Below are 16,892 nucleotides of genomic sequence, written 5' to 3' on the forward strand. Positions count from 1 at the left end.
ACCTGACCTCTCAGGGCGCGGGGCGGATGGGTTAACGGCTAGCCCCTGACATCCGCCCTGTCAATGGCGCCAAGGGACGTGCGGCTGTAGCGCAACAGAGCCATGAACATAGGGGGCGGCCATCGGTTCCGCTAGCCATCATCCGCCGTGATAGACCCGATGATAGCGGGCACCCAGACGGGTGAGGATTTCATAGCCGATGGTCCCGGCCTCCCGCGCCACCTGATCCACGTCGCGGGCAGGGCCGATCACCTCTGCCCAACCGCCCACATTCAACAGGGGCTCGGGGACATCGGTCACATCCACGGTCAGCAGGTCCATCGAGACGCGGCCGATGACGGGGCAGGGATGGCCGGCGATCATCACCTGGCCCTTGCCGGCCAGAGACCAGGGATAGCCATCGGCGTAACCCAGGCCCAGGGCCGCCACCTTGCCGGGGCGCGTCACCCGATGGGTGGCATCATAACCGACGGTGACGCCGGCCGAGACCGACCGTACCTGTAGAATCCGGCCCAGCAGGCGGATCACCGGTCGCATCGGGTTGGGTATCCAGGGGGCGGGGTTGGGGCCGTAAAGGGCGATGCCGGGGCGGACCAGATCAAAATGGTAATCAGGCCCGTGGAAAATACCGGCGGAATTACTCAGGCTCAGCGGAGCCGACGGCAACCCTTCCAGGGCTGTGAGAAAGCGCTGGCGCTGCTCCGCCGTCAGCGGGTGCTGCGGGTCATCGGCGCAGGCCAGATGGCTCATCCAGGCGTGCAAATCCAGGCCGGCCAACAGGGAAGGTAAATCGTTTCGGATCCGATCCAAGTCGCTGAGCGGCAGCCCCAGGCGGTTCATTCCGGTATCGATATGAATAATCGCCGGCAGTTTACGGCCCAGCTGGGCTGCATGATCGCGCCAGCGTTCCATCTCCGCCAGGGTGGAGAGCACCGGCACCAGCCCTTGATGGGCAATTTCCCCCTGGGTGCCGGCGGGCACCCCATGCAGCACGATGATGCGGGCCTGGGGCAGGGCGGCGCGCAGCCGCACGCCGGCTTCAATATCGGCGACAAAAAAAGTACGCGCACCGGCCTGCCACAGGCTGCGGCCCACGGGCACGGCGCCCAACCCATAGGCATCGGCCTTGACGACGGCACCGCATTCGGCCGGGCCGACGCGGGCGGCAAGATCGCGCCAGTTGGCGGTAAGGGTGCCCAGATCAATGGCAAGCACCGCCCCGACGCGGGCCGCAGCCGGTGTTTCCAGCGCGGTGGCGAGGGGGGAGGGAAGTTCAGTCATATTTGCTGCATCCTGCGGCACGCCCAGGGCCGCCGCTTAATCGTCGTAATCACCGCCGCCATGGGTGGTGTCCAGGTCGCCGAAGCGCGTGTAATTGCCATCGAAGAACAGGCGCACAGTGCCCACCGGGCCGTGACGCTGCTTGCCGATGATCACGTCGGCAGTGTTATGCACCTGGGCCAACCGTTCCTGCCATTGCTGGTAACGGTCATTATATTTGTCTTCGCTCTCATCCGGGCGGCGGCCGGGCTCGGCACGTTCCAGATAATATTGTTCGCGGAAGACGAACATCACCACGTCGGCATCCTGCTCAATGGAGCCGGATTCACGCAAATCGGACAGCTGGGGGCGCTTATCCTCGCGGCTTTCCACGCTGCGCGACAGCTGGGACAGGGCGATGACGGGCAGTTCCAGTTCCTTGGCGATGGCTTTCAGGCCGCGGGTGATCTCGGAGATTTCCTGCACGCGGTTCTGTTCACCCCGGCTGGTGCCGCCGCCGCGCAACAGCTGAAGATAGTCGACCACCACCAGACCCAGCCCATGGGTGCGCTTCAGCCGGCGGGCCCGAGTGCGCACGGCGGTGATGGACAAGGCCGGCGTGTCATCGACGAAGAAGGGGACACGCGCCAGATACTGGCTGGCCTCGACGAATTTCGGGAAATCGGTGGCGGCGATATCACCCCGGCGGATCTTGTCGCCCGACACTTCCGCCTGATCGGCCAGGATACGCAGCGCCAGCTGTTCGGCTGACATTTCCAGGGAGAAGAAGCCGACCGGCGCCCCTTCCTTGCCGCCGGACAGCATATAGGCCTTGGCGGCATTGAAGGCGATATTGGTGGCCAGCGCCGTTTTACCCATGGAGGGGCGGCCGGCCAGGATCAGCAGATCGCTGGGATGCAGGCCGCCCAGCTTGGCATCCAGGTCGCGCAGGCCCGAGGTGACGCCGGTGACATGGGTGGAACGGCGAAAGGCCGCTTCCGCCGTTTCGATGGCTGCCTTCAGCGCCCGGTCAAAGGGCACGAAATCGCCCTTGATGTCGCCGGTGGCCGCCAGTTCGAACAGCTTCTTTTCCGCCTCTTCGATCTGGTCATTGGCGGCAATGTCGATATCGTGCTTATAGGCCTGATTGACCATCTCCTCGCCCACCTCGATGAGCTGGCGGCGGAGATAGCTGTCATGGATGATGCGGCCGTAATCTTCCACATTATGGACGGTAACGATGGCAGCGGCCAGGCGGGCCAGATATTCCTGGCCGCCAATATCGGCCAGATCGCGGTCCTGCTCGAAAAAGGCCTTCAGCGTGATCGGGTTGGCCACCTGCCCCCGATCAATCATCTTCAAGATCGCCTGGAAGATCTTCTGGTTGGCCGGATCGAAAAAATGTTCCGGGCGCAGAAATTCGCCCACCTTTTCGAAGGCCTTGTTGTTCACCAGAATGGCGCCCAACACGGTCTGTTCCGCCTCCTCATTATGGGGCGGGCTGCGATAGGCGGGCGTGTTGCCGGTGAAGCCGGAAGGGTCGATCAGCTTGGTATCCATGATGGGATGATTTTAGCAGCCCTGCGGGCCAGTCGCTAAACCATCCCATAGCACGCCCGGTGAAAGCCGGGGACAGTTTGTGGATAAGCTGTGGATAATTTGGATCAGGCGGCCTGTATCCGGCGCTGTTCCGCGCCTTCGCCAACATAGAGATAATCACGGGTCAGCGGCACGCTGTCCACTTCCCGGGCCAGTTGCATCTGGAAGACCATATGGCCCTGGTGGCGGAAGGCACATTCGCAGCCGACCAGATAGAATTCCCACATCCGGCAGAAACGCTCATCATAAAGTGCTGCTGCCTTGTCGCGGTTGGCCATGAAGCGGCGGCGCCAATGACGCAGCGTCTGGGCATAATGCAGCCGCAGAATCTCCATATCCGTCAGCCAGAGGCCCGCCCGTTCCACCTGCGGAATGACCTCCGACAGGGCGGGGGAATAGCCGCCTGGGAAGATATATTTGCGCAGCCAGGGATTGGAGGTTTCCGGCCCTTCCGCCCGGCCGATGGAATGCAGCAGGGCCACCCCATCCGGGGTCAGCAATGATCGTATCGTCCGGAAGAAGCCCGGATAATGCGGCACGCCGACATGTTCGAACATGCCGACGCTGACGATCCGGTCAAACTGGCCCTGGCATTCCCGGTAATCGCAGAGCGCGAATCGTACCCGGTCGGACAGGCCGGCCAGTTCGGCGCGCTGGCGGGCCACGGCCAGCTGTTCCCGCGACAGGGTGATGCCCGTCACCTCCACATCGGCCAGTTCTGCCAGGGTCAGCGCCATGCCGCCCCAGCCGCAGCCAATATCCAGCACCTTCTGACCGGGACGCAGCAGCAGTTTGGCGGCGATATGGTGCTTCTTGGCCGCCTGCGCCTCCTCCAGATTCATCTCCGGTTCGGCGAAATAGGCGCAGGAATATTGCCGGTCGGCATCCAGGAACAGGTCGTAAAGCGCCCCGGACAGGTCGTAATGATGGGCCACATTCCGCCGCGACCGGTCCAGCGGGTTGCGCTGCTGCCAGAGCCGTTGCAGCCCGATCCCCAGCCGGCGCAGCCCGTCAAAGGGGCCGATGTGGCCGAACCCGGCGTTGCGGGTCACCAGATCGATGAAGTCATAGAGGCTGCCGCGCACCATCTGCAGCGTGCCATCCATATAGGCTTCGCCGGCATAAAGCCCTGGATTGACGGCCAGTTTCCAGTGCAGCGCCGGATCGGTCAGCCGGACGATGATGGTTTCAGCCGCATCACCCGTGCCGAACGCGTGCACGCCGCCGCGCGCATCCACCACTTCCAGCCGGCCGTCACGGATCAACCGGGAAAGCATACGGAACAACAGCATGTCGGTTCCCCCTGCCGTCGATACCTCGTGGCGATAGGGTAATCCCGAAAGGGTCCGGATTGAACCCGGCCGTTCGATGCAGCCAAAAGGGCATAGATCGGCAAGCGCCAAAGAAAAAGGCGGCCTGTCCTGCCGGACGGGCCGCCTTTCGCTTCAGTCAGACAGAAACCGGGGCGATCAGGCCTCGGTTTCTTCCGTGGCTTCGACTTCCTCAGCCACGTCGTCTTCCTCATCCTCGTCGTTGCCGACGACCATGCCGCCACGCTGGGCCTGCACGGCGGCTTCTTCCACCGAGCGGGCAACGTTGACGGTCACGAACACCGACACTTCCGGGTGCAGGACAACCTTGACCTTGAACAGGCCCAGGGTCTTGATCGGGTCGACGATGGCGACCTGAGCGCGGGCAATGGTGGTACCGGCGGCGGTGACCGCATCGGCAACGTCACGCGAGGTGACGGAACCGTACAGCACACCCGACTCGGCGGCCTGACGCACCACGACGACGGCCAGACCGTCGACCTTGGTGGCCACAACTTCCGCTTCCTTCTTCAGCTCCAGATTGCGCGCTTCCAGCTGCGCCTTCTGGCCTTCGAAGTAAGCAAGGTTTTCCTTGGTCGCGCGCAGGGCCTTCTTCTTGGGCAGAAGGAAGTTACGGGCATAACCCGCCTTAACCTTCACAACCTGGCCCAGCTGACCCAGCTTTTCGACGCGTTCCAGCAGAATGACGTCCATGGTCTTTTCTCCTGGCTCGCTTACTTCACAATGTACGGCAGAAGAGCCAGGAAGCGGGCGCGCTTGATTGCACGGGCCAGCTCACGCTGCTTCTTCGCCGACACGGCGGTGATACGGGACGGGACGATCTTGCCGCGCTCGGAGATGAAGCGGGACAGCAGCTTGACGTCCTTGTAATCGATCGCCGGCGCGTTCGGGCCGGAGAACGGGCAGGTCTTCCGGCGACGGAAGAACGGACGACGGCCACCACCGCCGGAGCGGGGAGCGCCAGCGGCCGGAGCGGCACCCTGGGGACGTTCGGCGTTCATGCGCGGTCTCCTTCACCTTCAACAGCGGCGTCACGACGCGGGCCACGGCCCGGACGGTCACCACGGTCGCCACGATCACCAAATTCACGACGAGGACCACGGTCGCCGAAGCCACCGCGCGGGCCACGCTCAGCGCGCTCGCCCTTGTTGGCCAGCATGGCGGTCTGGCCTTCCTCGATCTTCTCAACCTTGACGGTCATGTAGCGCAGCACGTCTTCGTTGATCGACATGTTGCGTTCCATCTCGGCGACGGCCGCGGCAGGCGCGTCCAGACCCAGATAGACATAATGACCCTTGCGGTTCTTCTTGATCCGATAGGTGAGGGTCTTCAGACCCCACTGCTCGGTCTTGACGACGGAGCCGCCCTGTTCCTTCAGGATGTTGCTGAAGGTTTCGGTCAGGCTCTCGACCTGCGCGGACGAGATGTCCTGGCGGCAGATCAGGATGGTTTCATAAAGTGCCATTAAACTCCCCATGGCTATTGATGGTCCGCCGCTGAACCGGTTCGGTTAAGAGCCGGAAGGCAGCCGCACGGACCTAGCCGATGCCAAGGCAGGGCACCGGCGGGGTTACGGAAGCGCGGGACTATACAGCAAGTTTCCCCAGGTGCAAGCCGGCTTGGGCCCGCTTTCCGGCATGGGCTCGTGCGCATTTCCGCATGGGGTCAGGGCGCGGGGCGGCGTGCCCAGAGGGACAGAAATTCCAGGCGCAGCCTCTCGTTCTCCCCCCGTTCAAGGGCTTGGCGCAGGCGCGCGACGCGTTCCGGCTCCATCAGGCGGCTGCAGGAGAACCAGAAATCGATATCGGCGATCTTGCCCAGAATGCGGATGTGGCCGGGGCCGGTATGGGTTAGCGCGGCACTGCCGACCAGCAGGCCGAAACGCAGGCGCCCCATATCAATCATCTGGATGATGGCGCCCTGATCATCAACGGGAATATAGCGGATGCCGCGCTGTTCCAGGGTGACGCGATAGATGCCGGATGCGGCACCGATGGCCCCGTCAGCCTGCCGCAGCAAGGTGCCGACATCGCCCTGGAACGGGTCGTCCGCCCGCCCGACAATGACGAGACTGTCACGCAGCACCGGCAGCAGCCAATGGGCAGATTGCTCCCGATCCGGCAGCCGGGCATTGGCCAGCGCGCAGCTGTCGGGTTCCTGTGTCAGCTCCACCTGCCAGCGTTCCGCGCTGGCGGGGCGCAGCTGAAAACTGACAGAAGCCCGTCGGGCCACATGGTCCAGCCAGGTCTTCAAGGCATGAATGCGCACATCCGCCGGGTCGCGGGTCAGTTGCGTGCGGGCAATATAGAGATTGATCGGCGGCTGCGCGTGGTCCCCGATCCAGATGTCGTCCAGGGGGCCGGATTTGGCGAAACCGGGCGATGTGCAGGGGGTGATAAGCGCGATCAGAATAATCTGCAGCCAGCGGAAGCGAGGTCTGGCGCCCTGGCTGTCAGTATGGTGGGTGATGGTTTTTTTTCCTTTCATGGCGCGCCGTTATCTTCTTGTCCCAGGCAAGGCATGATGATTGAACTTTCGTCGTCCGGTCCTGACAAGTTCATGAATACTGTTTTGCAAATGCAATAGCATGGCTTTTTCGGGCGCCGTCCATTCCGGTAGTGCAACGATGGTGCCTTACCTTTACGTCACAAGGGTTTCCGGCCGGGCAGGCGGGGCTTTGGCTTGACAGGGCGCGGCGGCGCTGTATCAAGGCCGCACTGGATTTACAGCAGGATTTCGCTATGACCCGCGCTTTCGTCTTTCCCGGTCAGGGCAGCCAGGCCGTCGGCATGGGCCGTGAACTGGCGGCGAATTTCGCCGTCGCCAAATCGGTCTTTGATGAGGTGGATGCGGCGCTTGGTCAGAATCTCTCTGCCCTGATGTTCGAGGGGCCGGAAGGCGACCTGACGCTGACAGAGAATGCCCAGCCGGCCCTGATGGCAGTATCCGTTGCCGTGGCCCGCGTGCTGCAGGCGGAAAAAGGGCTGGACCTGTCCAAGGCCGCCTTCGTTGCTGGGCACAGCCTGGGCGAATATTCGGCCCTGTGCGCGGCCGGTGCCATCAGCCTGTCTGACACGGCCCGCCTGTTGAAGCTGCGTGGCCAGTCCATGCAGAAGGCGGTGCCGGTGGGCGTGGGGGCCATGGCCGCCATCCTGGGGGCTGATCTGGATGCCGCCCGCGAGATTGCCGCTGAGGCGGCGCAGGGCGAAGTCTGCAGCGCCGCCAATGATAATGCACCGGGGCAGGTGGTGGTTTCCGGCCATAAGGCGGCGGTGGAGCGCGCCATCAAGATCGCCGCCGAGCGCGGCTTCAAGCGGGCCATTCTGCTGCCCGTCTCCGCCCCCTTCCATTGCCCGCTGATGCAGCCGGCGGCCGATGCCATGGCGGCGGCGCTGGCCGGCACGGCAATCCAGTCGCCCGTGGCCCCGCTGGTGGCCAATGTCACCGCATCGGCGGTGACCGATCCGGAGACCATCCGCCGCCTGCTGGTGGAGCAGGTCACCGGGGCCGTGCGCTGGCGCGAAAGCGTGCTGTTCATGAAGGAACAGGGTGTCACCGAACTGGTGGAGCTGGGGTCCGGCAAGGTGCTGGCCGGTCTGGTCAAGCGCATTGATAAGGAACTGGCCGCCATTTCCGTCGGGGCACCGGCGGATATTGACGCTTTCACCCTGGCCTGATAGCCCGATCCATCGAATTCCCAAGGAGTACAGGCATGTTCGACCTGAATGGCAAGAAGGCGCTGGTCACCGGCGCCTCGGGCGGTATCGGTGCCGCCATCGCCAAGGTGCTGCACGCCCATGGCGCCACCGTGGCCCTGCATGGCACCAAGGTGGAAGCGCTGAACGCCCTGGCGGCGGAACTGGGGGAGCGGGCCGTTGTGGTGCCTGCCAACCTGTCCGACCCGGCCCAGGTGGAAGAACTGGCCAAGCAGGCCGAAGCCGCCCTGGGTGGCGGCGTTGACATCCTGGTCAATAATGCCGGGCTGACCCGTGACGGTCTGATCCTGCGCATGAAGGATGAGGATTGGCAGTCGGTCATCGATGTCAATCTGACCGCCGGCTTCCGCCTGTCGCGCTCGCTGCTGAAAGGCATGATGAAGCGGCGCTGGGGCCGCATCATCGGCATCACCTCGGTGGTGGGCGTCACCGGCAATCCCGGTCAGGTGAATTATGCCGCCAGCAAGGCCGGCATGATCGGCATGTCCAAGGCGCTGGCCCAGGAAGTGGCCAGCCGCAACGTCACCGTCAATTGCGTCGCCCCCGGCATGATTGCCACGGCCATGACCGACGTGCTGAACGATGCCCAGAAGGAGGCGATGCATAGCCGCATCCCCGCCGGCAAGCTGGGCACGCCGGATGACATTGCCGCCGCCGTGCTGTATCTGGCCAGCGTTGAGGCCGGTTACGTCACCGGTCAGACCTTGCATGTCAATGGCGGCATGGCGATGATCTGATCGGGGCGGGCGACCGCTTCGACGCATATTTTCTGCCGTCCCCCGCATAATCGGCACCCCTGTCCCTCGCGTGAAAGCTGGTCAGGGGTCGCGGTTCGTGTTAAGTGACGGCACTTTCCCGAACGGCGTCCGGGAAATCCGGGTCTTGGGGCGTTACCGCCCACCCGTTTTCCGAACGCCCTTAACGCCAGGCAGAGACTGGTTCCACCGGAAGATCCTGAAAGGTCAAATCAATGAGCGATGTTGCTGAACGCGTGAAGAAGATCGTCATCGAACATCTGGGCGCTGAAGAAGCCAAGGTGACGGAGACGGCCAGCTTCATCGACGATCTGGGTGCTGACAGCCTGGACACGGTCGAGCTGGTGATGGCCTTCGAAGAAGAGTTCGGCATCGAGATCCCGGACGACGCGGCCGAGAAGATCCTGACCGTCAAGGACGCTATCGACTTCATCAGCTCGAAGCAGGCCTGATAAGGGTCGGGGCGGGCCGGCAGGGCGCTGCTTTTCATTCATGGAAAACTGCGCCGCCGGCCTCGCAACGCCTCAGCGGAAGTCCCATATCCGGGGCTGGGTGCCCCGCCCAAAGGCGCCCTTTTTCCAATAACGTTCGCAGGTCGGACACATGCGCCGCGTTGTCATCACCGGTCTCGGTCTCGTCACCCCGCTGGGGGTGGGCGTGCAGACCAATTGGGATCGCCTGATCGCAGGCCAGTCGGGTATCCGTACCATCCAGGGGTTCGATATTTCGGACCTTCCCTGCAAGATCGCGGGCCAGGTGCCGCGCGGTGATGGCACCGACGGCACGCTGAACCTCGATCTCTTCATTCCGCCCAAGGAACAGAAGAAGATGGACGACTTCATCATGTTCGCCATTGCGGCGGCAGATGAAGCCATCAAGGACAGCGGCTGGAAGCCCAGCACCGAGGAAGAGTTCGAGCGGACCGGCGTGACCGTCGGCTCCGGCATCGGCGGCCTTCCCGGCATCTATGAAACGTCGCTGCTGCTGGCCGAAAAGGGTCCGCGCCGCGTTTCGCCCTTCTTCATCCCTTCCTGCCTGATCAATCTGGCCTCCGGCCATATTTCGATCATGCATGGCTATAAGGGCCCGAACCATGCGGTGGTCACCGCCTGTTCCACGGGTGCCCATTCCATCGGCGACGCCGCGCGCATGATCGCGCTGGATGATGCCGATGTGATGGTGGCCGGCGGGGCGGAGGGTGCCTGCAGCCGCCTGGGCATTGCCGGTTTTGCCGCGGCCCGCGCGCTGTCCACCGCCTATAACGACACGCCTGAAAAGGGCAGCCGCCCCTATGACAAGGGCCGTGACGGTTTCGTCATGGGCGAGGGCGCCGGCGTCGTGGTGCTGGAAGAGCTGGAACACGCCAAGAAGCGTGGCGCCAAGATTTACGGCGAAGTGGTCGGCTACGGCATGTCCGGCGATGCTTATCACATCACCTCCCCGTCGGAAGATGGCAATGGCGGCTTCCGCTCCATGCGCATGGCGCTGAAGCGGGCTGGCCTGAACCCGGACGAGGTGGATTACATCAACGCGCACGGCACCTCCACGCCGCTGGGCGACATGATCGAGCTGGGGGCCGTGAAGCGGCTGTTCGGCAATGATCTGGCCGGTGCTTCCATGTCCTCCACCAAGTCGGCCATCGGCCACCTGCTGGGGGCTGCGGGTGCGGTGGAAGCCATTTACTCCGTGCTGTCGATCCGCGATCAGGTGGTTCCGCCCACCCTGAACCTGGAAAACCCGGATGATGGGACCGAGGGTGCCGATCTGGTGCCCAAGGTGGCGAAGGAACGCAAGGTCCGGGCTGCGCTGTCCAACAGCTTCGGCTTTGGTGGCACCAACGCCTCCCTGGTGTTCAAGGCCTTCTCTTAAGGCCGCCAGCAACGATAAGGGCGGGCCGTCATGGCCCGCCCTTTTTGTTTCAAGGGGCCGGCATGGTGTTCGGCCCTGTTCCAGCCAGAGCCAGCCGCTTTGACCGAACCCGATTCCCCCGCTCCCAACTCCCCCCAGAAGCAGCGCCGGCCGTTTCGTTGGCTGTTGTGGTTTGGAGTCATTGTTCTGCTGCTGTCGGCAATGGCAGGCGGGGCCGGTCTTTATGGCTGGCAGCGTTACACCGGCCCTGGCCCGCTGGTGGCGGACAAGGCGCTGGTCATCCCGCGTGGCAGTGGCGTGGCCGCCATTTCGCGTCAGCTGGCAGAGGCCGGGATTACCCGCCACCCGCTGGAATTGGCTATCGCCATGCGCCTGCGACGCGATGGGGCGGGCTTGCGAGCCGGGGAATATGCTTTTCCCGCCGGCATCAGCCTGAAAGCGGCGATTGAGCTGATCCTCAGCGGCAAGACGGTGGTGCGGCGCTTCACCGTGCCGGAGGGTCTCACCGCCTGGCAGATTGTCGAGCTGCTGAAGGCCGATCCGGCCCTTTCCGGCGATGTGGCCGCAGTGCCGGCGGAAGGCAGCTTGCTGCCGGAGACCTATCACTATTCCTATGGCGATGCGCGGGCCGATCTGCTGGCCCGGATGCAGACGGACATGGCCAAGGCGCTGGAAAAGCTGTGGGCCGAGCGTGCGCCCGACCTGCCGATTATGTCCAAGGAGCAGGCCGTCATCCTGGCCTCAGTGGTGGAGAAAGAGACGGGTGTGGCGGCAGAGCGCCCCCGCGTGGCCGGTGTCTTCATCAACCGGCTGCGCCAGGGCATGAAGCTGCAATCCGACCCCACCATCATCTATGCCCTGTCGCAGGGCAAGGGCAGCATCGACCGGGCGCTGACCCGCGCCGACTGGAAGCTGGACAGCCCCTATAACACCTACATGGTCGATGGCCTGCCCGTCGGCCCCATCGCCAATCCGGGTTTGTTGTCGCTGCAGGCAGTGCTGAAACCGGAAGCCAACCGCTATCTCTATTTCGTTGCCGATGGCACGGGCGGCCACGCCTTTGCGGAGACGCTGGACCAGCATAACCGCAACGTCGTGCAATGGCGCAAGGTGCGTGACGGGGAGTAGTCTATATCTTGATATAGACACACTGCTTTCATATGCTGGTGACAGCGGCTGGAAGGGGTGTGCCATGGTTCATATTGCCAAGCTGTTCAGCAATGGCGGCAGTCAGGCGGTACGCCTGCCCGCCGCTTATCGCTTCGACGGGGCTTCTGAGGTCTATATCCGGCAAGATCCCGCGACGGGTGACGTCATTCTCTCTCGGCGTCCGCAGGATTGGAGCGGCTTTATTGAAGCGCTTGCCGACACGCCGGTGCCGGATGATTTTCTGACGGAACGCCGAACGTCCCCTGTTGCCGTCCGCGATCCTTTTAACGGTTGGCATGAATGACCGGCTTCATGCTGGATACCAACATCGTTGGGCATATGGTGCGCGGCCATCCCGTGGTCATGCGGCATGTGACGGCGCGTCCTATGTCGCAACTGTTCCTCTCGGTCATTACAGAGGCTGAATTGCTTTATGGCCTTGCCAAGCGGCCAGAGGCCGTAAAGCTCCACCGGCTTGTTAGCGAGTTGCTGCTGCGGCTGGAAGTGTTGCCCTGGGACCGTGAGGCAGCCGTCACCTATGGTCAGATGCGGGCAGGGCTGGAGGCGCGGGGTTTCACCCTTGGCCTCGCCGACCAGATGATCGCCGCCCATGCCCTTTCCCGTCAGATGATCTTGATCAGCAATGACCAGGCATTTGGCAGAATGGAGAAGCTGTCGCTTCAGGACTGGACAAAACCCTGAGCCAGCCGAAAAGAAAACGGCGCCAGGGTTGCCCCTGGCGCCGTTGCTCTTTCAACCCCGTCAGGGCCGGCTGTTACAGCCGGCTCTTGGCGGCGGCGACCACGGCGTCCACCGTGATGCCGAAATGGTTGTACAGTTCCTGGTACGGGCCGGATTCGCCAAAGCCCGGCATGCCGATGAAGATGCCATCTTCACCCAGCCAGCGGTCCCAGCCCAGACGCACCATGGCTTCCACGCCGATGCGCACCGTGCCGCGGCCCAGCACCTCGGCCCGGTATTCGTCCGACTGTTCGGCGAACAGTTCCCAGGACGGCATGGAGACGACGGCGGTGCCGATGCCGGCGGCCTGCAGGCGGTCGCGGGCTTCCACGGCCAGGGCCACTTCCGAACCGGTGGCCAGCAGGGTAACCTTGCGGGCACCTTCGGCTTCGCGCAGCACATAGGCACCCTTGGCGGTCAGGTTCTCTTCGCTGTAATCCGGGCGCAGGGTCGGCAGGTTCTGGCGGGTCAGCGCCAGTACCGACGGACGGTTGCGGCTGGCCAGCGCGATCTGCCAGGCTTCGGCCGTTTCCACCGCATCACCGGGGCGGAAGACCAGCAGGTTGGGGATGGCGCGCAGCGCGGCCATGTGCTCGACCGGCTGGTGGGTCGGGCCATCTTCGCCCAGGCCGATGCTGTCATGCGTCATCACATAGATGACACGGGTCTTCATCAGCGCCGAGAGGCGGATGGCCGGGCGGCAATAGTCGGAGAAGCACAGGAACGTGCCGGAGAACGGGATCACGCCGCCATGCAGCGCCATGCCGTTCATGGCGGCGGCCATGCCATGCTCACGGATACCGTAATGGATGTAGCGGCCGGACCAATTGTCCTTCTGCACGCCCGCCGCACCCTTGGCACGGGTATTGTTGGAACCGGTCAGGTCGGCGGAACCGCCCATCAGTTCCGGCACCAGCGGCACCACCGCATCCAGCGTATTGCCGGAAGCCAGACGGGTGGCGATGTTCGGCTTGGTCTCGATCACTGCCTTCTTGTGCGCCAGCAAGGCGGCCTGTGCCTCCACCGGGATCTCGCCGGCGATGGCGGCCTTGAAGGCCAGACGCTGTTCGCTGCGGGCCAGACGCTTCACCCAGGCGTCAGCCTCAACGGCACCGCGGTTGCCCAGGGCGCGCCAGGCGTTCAGGATGGCATCGGGAATTTCGAACGGGGCGTGCGGCCAGTTCAGGTTGGCACGCGCGCCTTCGATCTCCTTGGCGCCCAGCGGGGAGCCGTGGGAAGAGGCGGTGTTGGCCTTGGTCGGCGCGCCATAGCCGATGGTGGTGCGGCAGGCGATCAGCGACGGCGCTTCGGTCGTGCGGGCATATTCGATCGCGGCGGCAATCGCCTTGGGATCATGGCCGTCAATTTCCTGCACGTCCCAGTTATAGGCGCGGAAACGGGCCAGATTGTCATCGCTGAAGGAAACGCTGGTAGCGCCGTCGATGCTGATCTTGTTGTCGTCCCACAGCACGATCAGCTTGGACAGGGCCAGATGGCCGGCCAAGGAGGCTGCTTCGTGGCTGATGCCTTCCTGCAGGTCGCCGTCCGAGGCGATGACATAGGTGAAATGGTTCACCAGATCATCGCCGAAACGGGAATGCATGATGCGTTCGGCCATGGCCATGCCGACAGCGGTGGCAATACCCTGGCCCAGCGGGCCGGTGGTGGTCTCAATCCCGCCACCATAACCATATTCCGGGTGGCCGGCCGTGCGCGAGCCAATCTGGCGGAAGCGCTTCAGTTCCGACAGGGGGAAATCATCATAGCCCGTCAGGTGCAGCAGGCTGTAAAGCAGCATGGAGCCATGGCCGGCGGACAGCACGAAACGGTCACGGTCGGCCCAGCTGGGGCGCTTCGGGTCAAACTTCAGGAACTTCGTAAACAGCACCGTCGCCACATCGGCCATGCCCATCGGCATACCAGGGTGCCCGGACTTGGCGGCTTCCACCGCGTCCATGGAAAGGGCGCGGATGGCGTTGGCGAGATCGGCGTGCGAGACGCCTTCGATCAGATCAGACGGTGCGGAAGACATTGCGCGAAGGGCCTTTCATGGGGGCGTCCGCCATGCGTTGGGCGGGCGCCGACATTATCTTGAAGCGCGGACCAGCAACAAGCGGGCCCCACCACCCCGGTCCGGCGGTTGAAGCCCCTTTGGAACGGCGGCAAATTGCGGTAACCACCCCCAAGGGTCAAGCCACAGCCAAGCATGGCCGCTGTTCAATAGGACATGGCGGGCAGCGGAATATCGACGATCTTTCGGCTATGCGACAGGGGCTGTTATTGACGGCAGCAGGCCGCCCCCCTATCGTTCGCCGCGGCGCCGCCGGAAATGTCGGCGCGGGTGTTGTGGGGCACCTCTCACCGTTCCCTCAGACCAGCTTGAGAGAGTTTTGCAATTGGATCGCCTGACCACCGCGTTGCAGCGCCTGGATATGGCCATCGGCCAACTGGACAAGGCCCTGACCAAACGGCTGGAACGGCTGGATAACAGTTCGTCCCTGGACAGCACCATGCTGGCCGAATGGACCCGGCTGGAAACCGAAAATGCCCGGCTGACGGAAGAAACCAGCCGCCTGACCCTGGAACGGGATCAGTCGCAGCAGGCGGCGGCACGCCTGATCGACGAGAATGCCGGGCTGAAAACCACCGCTGATCGGCTGGCGGGGGAGAAGGACCGGCTTCAGCTTCAGTGCTACCAGTTGACGCAGACGCTGGAGCAGACGCAGCAGGCGATGGGGCGGCTGACGGTGGAGCTTACCACGCTGAAGGTGGCCGCCGATGGTGTGACTGCGGAGAAGGACCAGCTTCAGCAGCGGCATGACCAGCTGATACTGGAACTGGCGCAGGCGCAGGAAGCCGTGGCGTCCTTGAAGGAAGAGAACAGCGCGCTGAAGGCAGCCGCCGACCGGCTGGCCGGGGAGAAGGACGCGCTTCGGCAGCGGCATGACCAGCTGACACTGGAACTGGCGCAGGCACAGGAAGCTGCGGCGCCCTTGAAGGAAGAGAATAGCACGCTGAAGGCGACCGCCGACCGGCTGGCGGGGGAGAAGGATGCGCTTCAGCAGCAGCATGACAAGCTGCTGCGGGAGCTGGCGCAGGCGCGCGACGGGGAACGCAGGGCCCAGGATCAGGCGCGCGCCGTGCGGGCCCGGCTGGATGCTGCCATTAACGGCCTGCAGGGCGTGTTGGAGGAAGGTTGAGATGCGGCGGGTCGATTTTACCCTGAATGGGCGCAGCCATTCGCTGAATTGCGAAGATGGGCAGGAAAAGCGGGTCGCTGATCTGGCCGCCTATATCGATACAAGGATGCGGGAAATCACCGGTGGTGCCGGCGGCAATGATGTGCAGAACCTGCTGGTCACCTGTATGGTGCTGGCGGACGAGTTGCAGGAGGCGCGGGCTGAGGTGCAGCGGCGGGGGAATGTGGTGACCTTGCCGTCCCTGTCGCAGCCCGCGGCCCCCATTCCGGCCCCGGTTTCCCGTCCATCGGATGATGCTGTGGTGATTGCTGCCGTCGATGGTTTGGCAAAACGTATAGAAGACATTGCAGCGCGGCTCGAACGCACCTAGATTAGGTAACAGGAAGGCTGGCTGCCTGGTGCGTCAGGCTGCTTTATCCCCGGGGCCGATAATCATTACCTCTGGGGGCTGTCCCTGTCGGCACCGTGGTGCCGGTATATGGCTCCCACCTGCTTGAGCAGGTCACGAGGGATGGCTTACGCCAACGGCCAAGGTGGCCACCTTCCCACACATCCTGTTGAAACGGCCCCGTATATGGGGCCGTTTTGCCATCCAGGCCAAGGCATTCCCCATGTCCGACAGCGCCCATCCCGTGGACCCGCAGGCCCTTGCCGAGGAGGTGGAGGCCAGCGTTGCCGCCAAGCGGGAGGCACGGCGCACCGCCCGCGCCACCCGGGCCGCCTGTCACGCGGCGGCGGGCGACGCGGCCGAACAGCTGGCCGGGCGGGTGCATGATCTAGTGGCGCAGCTTTCCCCCACCGGTCCCGCCACGGTGGCAGGCTATTGGCCCAAGGGGGATGAGCTGGATTTGCGCCCCACGCTGGAGATGCTGGCCCTGGCCGGGCATGGCGTCTGCCTGCCCGTCGTCTCAGGCGTGGCCTGGCCGCTGCTGTTCCGGCTCTGGCGGCCCGGCCATCCGCTGGTGCCGGGATCGTTCCGCATCATGGAACCCATGGCCGATGCGCCGCTGGCCCAGCCTTCCATCGTGCTGGTGCCGCTGCTGGCCTTTGACAAGGACGGCTGGCGGCTGGGCTATGGCGGCGGTTTCTATGACCGCACGCTGGCGGTGTTGCGCGACAGCGCACCGGTGGCGGCGGTGGGTATCGCCTATGCGGGCCAGGAAGTGCCCAGCGTGCCGCGCGACCCGTATGATCAGCAACTGGACTGGCTGGTCACGGAAAAAGGGGTGAGCCGGTTCGCCCCCACCCAGCCATAAAAAATACCGGCGGTAC

The 16,892-nt window shown here is 63.9% G+C and carries 18 protein-coding genes and 1 other RNA gene; 11 read left to right on the forward strand and 8 right to left on the reverse strand.

Annotation, left to right across the window (positions count from 1 at the left end; genetic code table 11):
- Positions 1–138 precede the first annotated feature (138 nt).
- The 7 genes from alr to CHB97_RS03155 all read right to left on the reverse strand — a co-directional run bounded on the left by alr (position 139) and on the right by CHB97_RS03155 (position 6,677).
- Positions 139–1,281 carry an alanine racemase gene (alr, locus tag CHB97_RS03125; RefSeq protein ID WP_089286450.1) on the reverse strand — a complete coding sequence of 381 codons (1,143 nt, stop codon included), beginning with the start codon at positions 1,279–1,281 and terminating at the stop codon, positions 139–141.
- Positions 1,282–1,317: 36 nt separating this feature from the next.
- A complete protein-coding gene (locus CHB97_RS03130; RefSeq protein ID WP_089286451.1) occupies positions 1,318–2,820 on the reverse strand; it encodes a replicative DNA helicase in 1,503 nt (500 codons plus the stop codon).
- A 104-nt stretch (positions 2,821–2,924) separates the two neighbouring features.
- Positions 2,925–4,151, reverse strand: a complete 1,227-nt coding sequence (locus CHB97_RS03135) for a cyclopropane-fatty-acyl-phospholipid synthase family protein (protein WP_089286452.1) — start codon at positions 4,149–4,151, stop codon at positions 2,925–2,927.
- A 177-nt stretch (positions 4,152–4,328) separates the two neighbouring features.
- Entirely contained in the window at positions 4,329–4,883 is a 555-nt protein-coding gene (gene rplI, locus CHB97_RS03140; protein WP_089286453.1) for a 50S ribosomal protein L9, read from the reverse strand.
- A gap of 20 nt (positions 4,884–4,903) precedes the next feature.
- A complete protein-coding gene (rpsR, locus tag CHB97_RS03145) occupies positions 4,904–5,191 on the reverse strand; it encodes a 30S ribosomal protein S18 (protein WP_089286454.1) in 288 nt (95 codons plus the stop codon).
- Positions 5,188–5,655, reverse strand: coding sequence for a 30S ribosomal protein S6 (gene rpsF / locus CHB97_RS03150; RefSeq protein WP_089286455.1), 468 nt, complete (start codon positions 5,653–5,655; stop codon positions 5,188–5,190). The genes rpsR and rpsF overlap by 4 nt, the downstream gene beginning before the upstream one ends.
- A 200-nt stretch (positions 5,656–5,855) precedes the next feature.
- The gene (locus CHB97_RS03155; protein WP_089286456.1) at positions 5,856–6,677 is read right to left on the reverse strand and encodes a hypothetical protein; all 822 of its coding nucleotides are present in this window, start codon (positions 6,675–6,677) and stop codon (positions 5,856–5,858) included.
- A gap of 254 nt (positions 6,678–6,931) precedes the next feature.
- Here CHB97_RS03155 and fabD point away from each other — a divergent pair, with 254 nt between their 5' ends.
- The 7 genes from fabD to CHB97_RS03190 all read left to right on the forward strand — a co-directional run bounded on the left by fabD (position 6,932) and on the right by CHB97_RS03190 (position 12,381).
- Positions 6,932–7,867, forward strand: a complete 936-nt coding sequence (gene fabD, locus CHB97_RS03160; protein ID WP_089286457.1) for an ACP S-malonyltransferase — start codon at positions 6,932–6,934, stop codon at positions 7,865–7,867.
- A 35-nt stretch (positions 7,868–7,902) separates the two neighbouring features.
- Positions 7,903–8,643 (forward strand): 3-oxoacyl-[acyl-carrier-protein] reductase, encoded by a 741-nt coding sequence (gene fabG / locus CHB97_RS03165; protein ID WP_089286458.1) that lies wholly within the window; start codon positions 7,903–7,905, stop codon positions 8,641–8,643.
- A 233-nt stretch (positions 8,644–8,876) separates the two neighbouring features.
- Entirely contained in the window at positions 8,877–9,113 is a 237-nt protein-coding gene (locus CHB97_RS03170) for an acyl carrier protein (RefSeq protein WP_089286459.1), read from the forward strand.
- Between the two features lie 151 nt (positions 9,114–9,264).
- The gene (fabF, locus tag CHB97_RS03175) at positions 9,265–10,530 is read left to right on the forward strand and encodes a beta-ketoacyl-ACP synthase II (protein ID WP_089286460.1); all 1,266 of its coding nucleotides are present in this window, start codon (positions 9,265–9,267) and stop codon (positions 10,528–10,530) included.
- Between the two features lie 99 nt (positions 10,531–10,629).
- Positions 10,630–11,658 carry an endolytic transglycosylase MltG gene (gene mltG, locus CHB97_RS03180; protein ID WP_244559359.1) on the forward strand — a complete coding sequence of 343 codons (1,029 nt, stop codon included), beginning with the start codon at positions 10,630–10,632 and terminating at the stop codon, positions 11,656–11,658.
- A 64-nt stretch (positions 11,659–11,722) separates the two neighbouring features.
- The gene (locus tag CHB97_RS03185) at positions 11,723–11,983 is read left to right on the forward strand and encodes an antitoxin (protein WP_089286462.1); all 261 of its coding nucleotides are present in this window, start codon (positions 11,723–11,725) and stop codon (positions 11,981–11,983) included.
- Positions 11,980–12,381 (forward strand): type II toxin-antitoxin system VapC family toxin, encoded by a 402-nt coding sequence (locus tag CHB97_RS03190; protein WP_089286463.1) that lies wholly within the window; start codon positions 11,980–11,982, stop codon positions 12,379–12,381. The genes CHB97_RS03185 and CHB97_RS03190 overlap by 4 nt, the downstream gene beginning before the upstream one ends.
- Before the next feature lie 73 nt (positions 12,382–12,454).
- On the opposite strand, the gene tkt is transcribed toward CHB97_RS03190, so the two are convergent.
- Entirely contained in the window at positions 12,455–14,452 is a 1,998-nt protein-coding gene (tkt, locus tag CHB97_RS03195) for a transketolase (protein ID WP_089286464.1), read from the reverse strand.
- A gap of 364 nt (positions 14,453–14,816) precedes the next feature.
- Between tkt and CHB97_RS03200 the strand changes: the two genes are divergently transcribed.
- The 4 genes from CHB97_RS03200 (at position 14,817) to CHB97_RS03215 (ending at position 16,876) form a co-directional block, all read left to right on the forward strand.
- On the forward strand, positions 14,817–15,620 hold the full coding sequence (locus CHB97_RS03200) for a hypothetical protein (RefSeq protein WP_089367391.1): 804 nt from the start codon (positions 14,817–14,819) through the stop codon (positions 15,618–15,620).
- A gap of 1 nt (position 15,621) precedes the next feature.
- Positions 15,622–15,990, forward strand: coding sequence for a cell division protein ZapA (locus CHB97_RS03205; RefSeq protein WP_089286466.1), 369 nt, complete (start codon positions 15,622–15,624; stop codon positions 15,988–15,990).
- Between the two features lie 15 nt (positions 15,991–16,005).
- Positions 16,006–16,164, forward strand: a non-coding RNA gene (gene ssrS / locus CHB97_RS03210) — 6S RNA.
- A 67-nt stretch (positions 16,165–16,231) separates the two neighbouring features.
- The gene (locus tag CHB97_RS03215) at positions 16,232–16,876 is read left to right on the forward strand and encodes a 5-formyltetrahydrofolate cyclo-ligase (protein ID WP_089286876.1); all 645 of its coding nucleotides are present in this window, start codon (positions 16,232–16,234) and stop codon (positions 16,874–16,876) included.
- Positions 16,877–16,892 lie beyond the last annotated feature (16 nt).

This window comes from Azospirillum sp. RU38E (assembly GCF_900188385.1).
GTDB lineage: Bacteria > Pseudomonadota > Alphaproteobacteria > Azospirillales > Azospirillaceae > Niveispirillum.